The following is an 11,826-nucleotide window of genomic DNA, read 5'->3' as shown; positions in this document are numbered from 1 at the left end:
AAAACAATAAGGATGTCGACCAATCGAAGAAAGTTTTTAGAAAAGTTTGCTCAACTTGGTACCTTAACTACTCTACCAGTATTAGCGGCTGAAGCGGCTCCAGGAGCTGTTTTGGAAGAGAAAAATCGTTTTGTCGCAGGCCCATATCTCCAAAATTTATTGTCGGATGAGATAACAATCATGTGGATTACCCACAAAAATAGCCTTAGTTGGGTAGAATATGGCGAAGGGGCTTATCTTAGCAAAAAAGCCTTCGCGTATCAAGACGGCCTTGTCGAAGCCAACAATCGTATCAATAAAATTACGATTTCGGGACTTACGGCAGGAGCAAATCACAAATACCGGATTGTATCGACCGAAATCTTGGGTTATACTGGCTCTAAGGTACATTTTGGCGAAACGATCATGAGCGGAATTTACTCTTTCAAAACACCTGCTGCCAACGAGGAGGAGTTTAAAATGGTGGTTTTTAACGACATCCATGATCGCCCCCAAACCATTCCTCAACTCCTCTATCGTCATGGATTTTCGGGAAATACCCGCGATTTTGACTTTGTTGTCTTCAACGGCGATACTTTCGAAACCACCAATAACGAAACCCAAATCATCGAACATCTCCTCAAACCTTGCGGCGACGTATTTTCTACGGAGCGTCCCTTTGTTTTTGTGCAAGGCAATCATGAGGTAAGAGGTGCTTTTTCAAGGCAATTGACTCAGTATTTTGCCTCTCCCAACAATAGATTTTATTATGCTTTTACCCGTGGACCTGTGAGATTTGTGGTACTAGATGCAGGCGAAGACAAAACCGACGACAATTGGGAGTATGGAGGGCTGTCGGCTTTTGACCGCTATCGCGAAATTCAAAAAAAATGGCTCGAACAAGAAATCGAAACGCCCGAATTCAAAAAAGCCCCTTTCCGTGTCGTCTTGATTCATATTTCGCCTTTTCACTCAGGCGATTGGCATGGACCGATGCATTGCCAAAAAGTATTTGGTCCAGTGCTCAATAAAGCCAAAATAGATTTACAAATTTCAGGACATACGCACCGCTATGCCACTCACGAGCCTGATAACACTCACAACTACCCTATCGTGATTGGTGGCGGCCCCGTAGAAGGCAACCGTACCCTTATCAAGCTTCACGCTACCTCCAAAGAATTAAATCTGCAAATGATTAGAGATGATGGCGAAATAGTAGGGAAGTTTAATCTCAAACGCAAAGCCTAAGTAAATGTGTAAAAAGGGCTTTAGTCTAAAGGCTGGGGCTAGAATATAACTTATTGTATCAATTAATCCAGCTTAGTTTCTTATATTCTATTTTTTAAGTAAACTTTAAGCCCTATTTAATCACTTTTTAAGGATAAATTATAACATTTGTAACATTCAGACGAAAATTATTACTCAAACGAATACTTTTCGTTTTTTGTGGTGTTATCAATCTATCAAATACCCGACGTGCCGTCTTTATTGAGCGCGTCGGGTATTTTTTTGAATAATAGGTTTGAACAAATCAAAGTAAAAGTGCCTCTTTGTATGCCTTCCCAATCGGAATAGCTTGACCTTGAATCGTGACTTCTTCTTTGGTAAAGACCTCAATTTTGTCGACTGCTACGATAAACGAACGGTGAATTCTTACAAATTGCGTCTTGGGCAGTAAGGCTTCCATTTCGTGGGTACTGATTTTGGCGCGGAACTCCCCTTGTGTTGTTACGATGCGAATGTATTCACGGGCGCTTTCTATGTATAGCAATGTATCGAGCACGATTTTTACTTTCTTACGTTCAATACTCACAAACAAAGCTGCTTCTTTTGAGAGAATTTCTTTACCCACAACCAACGTAGGTAGGAGGTATTTAGGCACTTTGTTGACTGCTGCTACAAACCGTTCAAATGAAAAGGGCTTTAACAAATAATCTACCACACTCAATTCAAACCCCTCTATGGCGTACTGATGATAAGCAGTAGTCACAATCACCGCTGGCGGATGTGCAAGTGTTCGCAAAAAAGCCAATCCTTTTAATTTGGGCAAATGTATATCTAAAAAAATAAGATTAACGGCAGTCGTTTGTAAAAACACGCCCGCCCCGATTGCCTCCCGAAAAATACCCTGACATTCAAGATAGGGAATTGCTTCTATATAATCTAGTAAGATTTTGACCGCCAACGGTTCGTCTTCGATGATGATACACCTAATTGTTTGCATAGCTGTTGAGGTCAATCGAAAGATATGTAAAAAACGTTTGCCCGCGATTTTCGAGTTGAAGCTGGTGCTTTCCAAACAACAATTCTAATTGACGGCGAATGTTTTTGATGCCAATCCCCTCTTTGGACGTAACTATTTCTTCATTTTCATCTTTAGAATTTTCGATTTCTAAGGCAAGCTGATGCCCCCGAATCGTAAGCGCAATATGAACAAAAGCCCGATGTAGTGTTTCCGACACCCCATGTTTGAAAGCATTTTCAACCAACGGAATCATAAGCAACGGCGGAATCAATTGCTGTTGGTTGTCGGTCTGTACCGAAAATCGAATCTCCAACGAATCATCGTAGCGCATTCGCTCCAATTCAAGATAGTCTTCGATAATTTTGATTTCTTTGTCGGCTCTTACCAGTCCTCCGCCTGTTTCGTAGAGCATATAGCGAAGCATTTCCGAAAGTCGTAACACATTGTGAGGAGCGTGCTCAGACTTGTCTCGGGTCAACGAATAAATATTGTTGAGGGTATTGAAGAGAAAATGAGGGTTGATTTGAGATTTCAGAAAACTCAATTCTGAGTTTTGTTTTTCTATTACCAACCGCTGGTTTTTGAGCCTCAACTCATAAGAATCTACTATCAATTTGGCCAATGAAAAATAAACAATCCCCACCAATTGAAAGAAAAACCGCGTACTAGCACTTTTGACCGTAAATTCCATTTGATCTAAAGGTGCAAGGTCAAATACTTTGGCTGCCACTTTGCACCACGCCACGAAACCTAAATTGAGCAAAAGCAGCATCATAACAATCAGCAGTATATTCCATAACCACTTTCTGCGCTGGGTCCGGATAAAAGGAATGGCTTGATGAAACAAAAAGAGGTTTAACAAAGAAACAAAACTCACCGCCCAAGAAAAAATGGCCACGGCAGTGAGAAAGCATTTCCATTCGCCATTGCATTCAAAAGCCAAAGCCACAAACCAAATGGCAAAATAGGAAAGAATAATCCAAAGACTAGTCTTGAGTTGATTGCTAATCATTCCGCTGATAATCAATATTAACCATTCGTAAAATTATACAAATAGACCAAAGAATAGCTTTCTGGTCAACACTATTTCCATGAACGTCAACCAACAACGGTTTAACGTCAACCAAACCACATCAACGGACATTTACCCTATCATAAAAGCGCTTCTAACATAGAGAAGTTGAGGCATTTTTGTATCAAAAACCTCAATCATGAAAACATCTTTAATTCCTTCCGCCACCTCACTTCGTCACCGTTTTAAAGGTATTGTGCTCCTTAACTTCAGTGTCAAACTTTGGTTTGTTTTAGCGACCATAGGCCAATGGATTTTTGCGTACTACATTGCTTCATTTTATGGAAAATCATCTTTGGCGGGAGATTTCGAAAAATGGAACAAAGTACTACCTCATGGGTATGTAAGGGGAGATGGATTGGGCAATACCTTTGTGGCAGCTCATGTTTTTTTTGCGCTCATCATGGTCTTAGGAGGCCCTATCCAACTCATTCCCCAAATCCGGACTCGATTCCGAATGTTTCATAGGGTGTTAGGGCGTTTTTATATTTTCACGGCAATTCTTATAGGTATTGACGGCCTTGTGATGGTATGGACCAGAGGAGCCGTAGGAGGACTTTTACAACATATTGCTATTTCGGTGCAAGCTCTCTACATCATTGCATTTGCAATGCTTGCGCTCCGCTATGCTCTCCAACGCAACTTTGCCCTTCATCGCCAATGGGCCATTCGTCTATACCTCGTTGCCAATGGCGTATGGTTTTTTAGAGTAAGTTTGATGGCATGGCTACTGCTTAATGGCGGCCCAGCTGGCTTTGACCCAAAAACATTCGACGGCCCATTCTTATGGTTTTTGTCGGTATTTACCTATGCCCTTCCTATTTCGTTGATTGTATTTGAAATGTATCTCAAAGCCCAACAAAAAACCACCCGCCCACTTTTTCGAGTTCTTACTATTGTTGTGATTTTAGTTTTAACAACACTCATGACGATCGGCATCTTTGGTGCCACAATGGGAATGTGGCTGCCTAGGATTTGAGAAAGCTTGTCAACTCCTCAAATAGAAACACACAATAGCTAGTATTTTTGAAGTTTAAAATTTTACGGAACTATTGTCTATGTATCCTTCCTCTCGCCTCAAAAAACTGCTTTGTCTCGATGCTAGTGCAGCCTCTATGGCAGCCATAGGTTTATTTTTATTGAAAGGCTTCTTGCAGCCCTACTTTCGGCTTCCACTTGAGCTACTATCAGCGATGGGCTTTATCGCATTGAGTTTTGCGGCCTATGGTTTTTATTTAGTGCTAAGAAAATCGTAATCCAAAATAGAGATACAAATCTTAATCTACGGTAATGCTATTTATTCTTTTTTTTGCGTCGCCTCATCGGTATACTTTCTCTCCAAGGCCACATGGATGGGAATAGTATATCTATGGATAGATGCAATCATTGTGGGCGCGTTGGCATTCATTGAATGGAAAACAATCAAATAAATAACTTCAAACAACCATGAAAACAATTCTTACAGCTATTTTTCTGCTTCTTATCTTTTTAGAGAGTGGGGCCCAAAATCCTGACACTATTGTCGTAAGTCAGATCCATATACACCATGAAGATATACGTTTTGGAAAACATACTTATGTGATTTACACCAAACAAAGCCCCGACTCCCCTATCCAAAATCAAACTCTTGTGCAAATCAATGTACATCAACAGCCTTATCAAGGAAAACAGGGGATTGCTATTTCTCAAATATGGCACGAAAAAGACACCATTTCTCATACCGCATTTAGTCTGCTCAAAGGGGATGACTTAAGTACCCTCCAGCATCATTTTTGGTGGAAACGAACCGCCCAAAAAATAGCGTTAGACTATGAACACCAAGCATTAGATATTGAAGGAAATGCAACTGAGATCCAACGTCAAAAGCTGCAACAGGATTTTGGAAATACTCTCCAAAGCGGGCATTTCTTCAACTGGCACGCAGACTTAGTCCTTTTCCCCTTATTTCCACTAAAGGAGAATCGAGTTTTGAAAGTAAAATTTCATGACCCTGGGCTTGGCATTCCCACCACCGAACTCTACAAAGTCATCAAAAGCGAGCCCATAGAAGGTATTGACTGCTGGGTACTAGAATATACACTACCTCGCAACATGGGTTATCAGCGATTTTGGATAGCTAAAAAAGCCAAAGAAGTCTTAAAAGAAGAAGATAGTTTCAACGGTCGATTCCGCTATAAATTCAAAATGACTGTATCAGAATAAGCTTTCTTCTTTACCAAAAATCTCCAAACTCCCTTTATTCTTACGTTTTTTCTATTTAACAAAAAAAAAGTACCATTTTATTTGTTTTATCTGAGATAGCTTATACCTTTGCTATATACAACTTAGTGCGTTAAGTAAAATGCAAAAAAACATCCGCTGGCTTATCGTTTGGTTATTGTTTATAGCAACTGGTCTAAGCTTCCTAGATAGGCAGGTATTATCCATTGCTATTATCAAGATTCAGGAAGAATTCAAAATCACCGATGTTGAGTATGGCATGGTCAATACGAGTTTTCTCATTAGCTATGCGCTGATGTTTACGCTAGGCGGATGGCTTATCGACCGAGTAGGAGGAAAGCTCGGCTTGGCGGTTTCGGTAGGAGTCTGGTCTATTGCCAATAGCTTACATGCTATTATGAACAGTTTTGGCCAACTAATCGCCTTTCGGTTCTTTTTGGGCATGGGCGAAGGCGGCTGTTTTCCGGGAGCAGCATGGAGTGTATCGCGTTGGTTCGATAAAAAAGAACGTGCCTTAGCCAATGGCATCGCCATTGGTGGGTCGGCCATAGGGGCGGTGGTAGCCCCTCCTCTTACTATTTGGCTATCAAATCATTATGGCTGGAGAGGTGGCTTTCTTATTCCAGGATTAGTAGGGATAGCATGGGTAGTAGTTTGGCTTTTGATTCCTTGGAAAAAACACCTTCCCGAACTTGCCGAAGAAGAAATCTCTGAAAAAATTCCTTTTTTGACCTTACTTCGTCAACGCTCTACGTGGGTTTTTATTCTTATTCGTTTTTTATTAGATCCTGTCTTTTATTTCATGATGTTTTGGATTCCAAAGTACCTAAGCGAAGTCCGACATCTTTCTTTTGAGCGTATTGGTAATCTTTTTTGGATACCTTTTTTGGCGTTGGGGATTTCAAACATCTTAGGCGGGTGGTTGTCGGGGCAGCTTATCGCACGACAATTTTCTATCAATAAAGCCCGAAAAACCGTGATGGGCATCGCCGCTGCACTCACTTTGGCCGCACCCCTCATCGAATGGGTATCTTCTATTGAGATTGCTGTTGCTTGCATGTCTATTTTTATGTTAGCACACGGTTTTTGGATTACCAATTATATCACCGCTATTGCTGATATGTTTGGCCAAAATGCTACCTCTACTGTAGTGGGATTGTCTGGCACGGCTGGCGCGATTTCGGGTTTATTATTAAATCCACTCATGGGGGCAGTGATTCAAGAGTATACTTATCGTCCACTTTGGATTGCGTCGGGGCTTTTATATCCTTGCGCCTTTGGGTTGTTAATGATGTTTATTCCACGCATTCAGGCTATTGAATGGAATACCCCCAAGAAGCGTCCTACCTCTATTACTATTTGATTTATAAGCTTTTATCTTTTTTTAAAAATTTCAATCATACCTTTCACTTTCTAATTTGAAACTTAAGAAGTTTTTCTAAAGAGTGTAACACAAGCTAAACGATACCTTTTTTAACTTAGTGCGTCAACCTAATTTTTTAAAAACACAAAGACATAAAATGAAGAATAACCACGCTATAGAGATAGATACGCTAGCCAGAGCAGGAGTGGTAAAACGCAATCCAACTCGTCCTCGCATTGGGGTGTTTGGAGTAGGCTATTTCAAATACTGGGGGCAGTTTGAGGGATTATTGGAAGATATGTACCAAAAGCAGGCTGTATTTATCGAAAAACTCCAGGGATTAGGTTACGTCGAAATTATCGATTTTGGGCTAGTAGATGATGTCAACAAAGCCTATGATATTGTCCCTAAGCTCAACGCCGCCAATTTGGATTTGATTTTTTGTGACATGCTCACTTATGCTACTTCAAGCACGTTTGGGGTGATTATCAAAAGTATCAACATCCCCATTGTGCTTGTGGCCTTGCAGCCCGACAAAGCCATGGATTATAGCAATGCTTCTACTTATTTACAGCTTTACAACGACGACATTTGTGCCTTGCCCGAATTTGCAGGAGTAGCGGTAAGAATGGGTAAGAAAGTACCACAGATGATTATCGGAACTCTCTACGACGACCCTGCCGCCGAAGCCGAAATTGAAGAATATTGCCGTATCGCAGCCGTATTGCACGATCTCAAAACCTCCAAAATTGGGCACATTGGGCACCCTATCGAAGCTATGCTTGATATGCACTCAGATTCTACCATGCTCACGGCTCATTTTGGATTGCACATCGTACAATGCGAAGCCCACGAGATCGTATCACAATATTACAATGCAACTGATTCGGAAATAAATACCGTCAAAGAGCGAATCTTGGCTTTTTTTGACACACCAGACCCCGTCTCCGACCCCATTTCTGAAAAGCTTCGTGATTCGGATTTACACATTGCAGCCCAAGTAACAGTGGCTCTGGAGAAGTTTGTAAAAGCCAAAAAATTAGACGGTTTGGCCTACTATTATGACGGTCCTGATGAGAGTGATACCCGCGTCGTCATGTCTAATTTGATTGTGGGCAATTCGCTTTTACAAGGCGCTGGTTTTCCGATGTGTGGCGAATCTGACCTCAAGACTTGCATTGCAATGCTCATTATGGAGCGATTGGGGATTGGGGGCAGTTTTGCGGAGTTTCACCCTGTCGATTTCAAAGAAGATTTTGTGTTGGTAGGGCACGATGGCCCTCACAATATCGCTATTGCTGAAGGACAGCCCGTGTTGCGTAGTTTAAAAAAATACCACGGCAAACCTGGTTTTGGAGCGGGGGTTGAGTTTAAAATCAAAGAAGGTCCTATCACTATGCTCAGTATCAACTCCACTTTCGAAGGAAAGATGAAGTTTATCATTGCTGAAGGTGAATCTATTGCAGGGCCTATCCCGCCCACTGGCAATACCAATACGCGCGGTTTTTTCAAACCCGATGTGCGCACTTTCTTAAAGCGCTGGATTCAAGAAGGCCCTACTCACCATTTTGCTTTGGGCGTGGGGCATCATGCCTCTACTATTCAAAAAATAGCCGATTATCTCAAAGTAGAATCTGTGATTATTAAAGACTAACACTGCCATTATTTCATTACTAATCAATCAATTAACACTTCTACATAGCGTATTCCTATTGCAAAAACCCTAAAAAGTCCTAAATCATGAAAATCTGTTTATTCAACCATTTGCGCCTATGGGTCATAGGCTGCATGCTGAGTCTTTGGGTAAGCACTGCCTATTATGCAGCCGCCCAATCTACGGCTCGTTCGCTGCTCTCTGGCAAAATTACGGCTTCCGATGATGGAGGGCCGTTGGTGGGAGCAACCATTACCGAAAAAGGTACGACCAATGGTACTACGTCTGATGCTTCAGGAAATTTTAAGCTCAATGTCCCAAGCAATGCCGTGATTGTGGTGAGCTTTATCGGATACACCCTTCAAGAAATCCCCGTAGCTAATCGCTCTGAAATCAACATCATTTTACAGCCTAACCAACAGCAACTTCAAGATGTAGTAGTGGTGGGGTATGGAACTCAACGAAAAAAAGACCTCACTGGCTCCATTGTTAATCTTTCCAACAAAGATTTAGTGCCAGTACCCTCAGCCACGAGTGTAGACCAAATGATGCAAGGCAAGGTAGCAGGAGTACAAATTACCCAAACATCTGGGGCACCTGGTGGCAATGTGAATGTGGTCATTAGGGGTATTAGTTCAATCACCGGGGGTAATTCACCACTATATGTTGTGGATGGATACGCCATAGGTACTGGAGGGGGTGGTTCTGATCTCAGCTCTTTTGCCTCTAGTTCGTACTCCGCTAGCAACATCGCCAATAGCAGTGCCACCAACCGCATCAACCCCCTGAGTACGATCAATCCTTCCGACATTGAATCAATACAAGTACTCAAAGATGCCTCTGCCACCGCTATTTATGGCTCACGGGGTGCCAATGGAGTAGTGATTATTACAACCAAAAGAGGAAAAGTAGGTAAACCCACTATTACGTTTGAACACTCGACGGGTATTCAACAACTTGCCAAAAAACTCGACTTGCTTAGCCCGCAACAGTATGCCGAATATGTAGCAGAAGGGCGCGACAATGCTTGGGTTTTTGCAGGAGGAAAAGCCACTGATGCCAACAACGTTCGGAGCACTGCCACCCAAGTAAAGCCCGAATTTAGAAATCCTTCCCAAATCCAAAATGGCACCGACTGGCAAGATGTGATTTTTCAGTCGGGATTGGTCCAAAACTATCAGCTCTCTACCAGTGGCACTAGCAGAGATGTGAGCTATTATGTATCAGGAGGCTTTTTTGACCAAAAAGGAATTGTCATTGGTTCTAATTTTAAAAAATTCACTTTACGTACCAACATCGATGCCCAACTCACCGAAAAACTTAAAATTGGGGCTTCTTTTTCGGGAGCGCACTCTTATGGAGATTTTGCAAGAGCAGAAGGCCACTTACAACATCGCGGCCTTATCTCGGCAGCGCTAGCTAGTGACCCTACCATTCCTATTTATGATGCTAGTGGCAATTATTATTCGGAGTTTTCGAGCCCTACAGGTATTCCAGTAGAGCATCCGCTCATTATCGCAGCCGAGTTTTCCGACAACCGCAACAATACCAACGTTTTTACTAACAATTATCTCCAATATGAATTGGCACCGGGATTGGTTTTTAAATCTTCGGTAGGAGTCAATTATTCTAACAATATTACTAGACTCTGGAAATCTTCTAAGGTAGGATTGGCTACTAGCCGTACGGGTGCTGCTACTGCTGGCGTATTTGAAATAAAAAGCCTCAACTGGCTCAACGAAAACACGTTAAACTATCGTCATAAATTTGGTACGCAACACGATGTGGACTTTTTGGTAGGTTTTACGGCTCAAAAAAATACGGACGATGTAGTACAAGCGGGCGCATCAGATTTTCCGACCGATGACGTTAAATATCTGGCTGCGGGGGCCGTTACTTCAGGTACTAATTATAAAAGCGAGTGGTCGATGCTATCTTGGTTAGCAAGGGCCAATTATACTTTGGCGGGCAAGTATCTTTTCACAGCTACAATACGTCAAGACGGAAGTTCTCGCTTCGGACTCAAAAACCGCTGGGGTACTTTCCCGTCTTTTTCTGCCGCCTATCGACTATCAGATGAAGATTTTATGCGCGGAATAAAATTTGTGTCAGATCTCAAAATTAGAGCAAGCTACGGAATATCTGGCAACAACCTCATTCCCAACTATGCAAGTCAAGGTTTGCTAGGAATATCGAGAAATGTATCCAATGGTCAAGTTATTTCGGGAGTGGTACCTACTAGTTTGTCTAACGATGTGTTGACCTGGGAACAATCCGTCCAAACCAACTTGGGTATGGATGTATCTTTGTTTCAAAACCGACTTTCGCTTACCGTAGATGCTTACCGAGCCCATAAGAAAAATCTACTTCTCAACGTCATTTTACCTGCCGCCTCTGGCTTTAGTAGCTCCCTTCAGAACATCGGAGAAGTCGAAAACAAAGGGTTAGAACTTACACTCAATTCCCAAAATATTAATAGAGGGGCTTTTCAATGGAATACAGATTTCAACATCAGTTGGAATCGTAACAAAGTGCTAGCACTCAATGCTGAAACCGCTCGCCTCGCCACCTCCGATTATCAAGTAGCCCAAGTAGGATATCCTATTTCGAGTTTCCGATTACTTAATATCTTGGGAGTGTTTCAAAACCAAGAAGAAGTCAACAACAGTCCCAAACAACACCCACGCGTTCAACCTGGCGATTATCGTTTTGAAGATGCAGACGGGAATGGCACCGTTACAAGCGCCGACCGCACCATCGTAGGAACCCCCTGGCCTGATTTTACATGGGGACTTGGCAATCAGTTTTCGTATAAAAACCTCCGTCTTAATATCAGTATAAATGGCTCACAAGGCAACGAAATTTATTTTCAAGGAGGCGAAGTATCGCTCAATGGGGCCGGTGTACAAAATCAGCTAGCTATTATGAACAACCGTTGGCGCTCAGAATCAAACCCTGGGTCGGGGCAGTTTTCACGGGCTATTCGTAATGATTACGCTTTTGGGTTTAGTGCTGGCACAACCAAATATCTTTTTGACGGCTCCTACGTACGTATCCGAAATGTTAATCTTTCTTATGCTTTTCCGCAGGCGATTGCAACTAAACTAAAACTCCAAGCGCTCTCCCTGTATGGCGACGTCACCAATCTATACACTTTTACGAAGTATCCAGGCTATGACCCCGAAGGAAGCACCACTGGCGACAACATCGCTCGTAGTGGTATTGATTTCTTTGCGTATCCTAATCCGCGCACTTACACCGTTGGACTCAAAGTAACCTTCTAATCTACGATT

The 11,826-nt window shown here is 42.2% G+C and carries 9 protein-coding genes; 7 read left to right on the top strand and 2 right to left on the bottom strand.

The genetic code is table 11. From position 1 onward, the window contains the following. Positions 1-12 precede the first annotated feature (12 nt). Positions 13-1,227 (top strand): metallophosphoesterase family protein, encoded by a 1,215-nt coding sequence (locus P1X15_RS06195; protein WP_277337279.1) that lies wholly within the window; start codon positions 13-15, stop codon positions 1,225-1,227. A gap of 283 nt (positions 1,228-1,510) precedes the next feature. Here P1X15_RS06195 and P1X15_RS06190 read toward each other — a convergent pair whose 3' ends face one another. Both P1X15_RS06190 and P1X15_RS06185 read right to left on the bottom strand, forming a co-directional pair. After that, entirely contained in the window at positions 1,511-2,203 is a 693-nt protein-coding gene (locus P1X15_RS06190; protein ID WP_277337278.1) for a LytTR family DNA-binding domain-containing protein, read from the bottom strand. Next, positions 2,190-3,236, bottom strand: a complete 1,047-nt coding sequence (locus P1X15_RS06185; protein ID WP_277337277.1) for a sensor histidine kinase — start codon at positions 3,234-3,236, stop codon at positions 2,190-2,192. Before P1X15_RS06185 ends, P1X15_RS06190 begins: the two co-directional genes overlap by 14 nt. Positions 3,237-3,435: 199 nt before the next feature. Here P1X15_RS06185 and P1X15_RS06180 point away from each other — a divergent pair, with 199 nt between their 5' ends. From P1X15_RS06180 to P1X15_RS06155, 6 genes are all read left to right on the top strand, one after another. Further along, positions 3,436-4,275: a DUF2306 domain-containing protein gene (locus tag P1X15_RS06180; protein WP_277337276.1), complete on the top strand. Its 840-nt coding sequence runs from the start codon at positions 3,436-3,438 to the stop codon at positions 4,273-4,275. 79 nt (positions 4,276-4,354) lie between these two features. Then, entirely contained in the window at positions 4,355-4,552 is a 198-nt protein-coding gene (locus P1X15_RS06175) for a hypothetical protein (protein ID WP_277337275.1), read from the top strand. Positions 4,553-4,742: 190 nt separating this feature from the next. Next, positions 4,743-5,498, top strand: coding sequence for a hypothetical protein (locus tag P1X15_RS06170; RefSeq protein ID WP_277337274.1), 756 nt, complete (start codon positions 4,743-4,745; stop codon positions 5,496-5,498). Positions 5,499-5,637: 139 nt separating this feature from the next. Continuing rightward, on the top strand, positions 5,638-6,879 hold the full coding sequence (locus P1X15_RS06165; RefSeq protein ID WP_277337273.1) for an MFS transporter: 1,242 nt from the start codon (positions 5,638-5,640) through the stop codon (positions 6,877-6,879). Between the two features lie 157 nt (positions 6,880-7,036). Next, positions 7,037-8,533, top strand: coding sequence for an L-fucose/L-arabinose isomerase family protein (locus tag P1X15_RS06160; RefSeq protein ID WP_277337272.1), 1,497 nt, complete (start codon positions 7,037-7,039; stop codon positions 8,531-8,533). Positions 8,534-8,619: 86 nt separating this feature from the next. After that, entirely contained in the window at positions 8,620-11,817 is a 3,198-nt protein-coding gene (locus tag P1X15_RS06155; RefSeq protein ID WP_277337271.1) for a TonB-dependent receptor, read from the top strand. Positions 11,818-11,826 lie beyond the last annotated feature (9 nt).

The sequence above is a fragment of the Runella sp. MFBS21 genome (assembly GCF_029433105.1).
GTDB lineage: Bacteria > Bacteroidota > Bacteroidia > Cytophagales > Spirosomataceae > Runella.
This window is presented reverse-complemented; position numbering and strand designations above follow the sequence as displayed.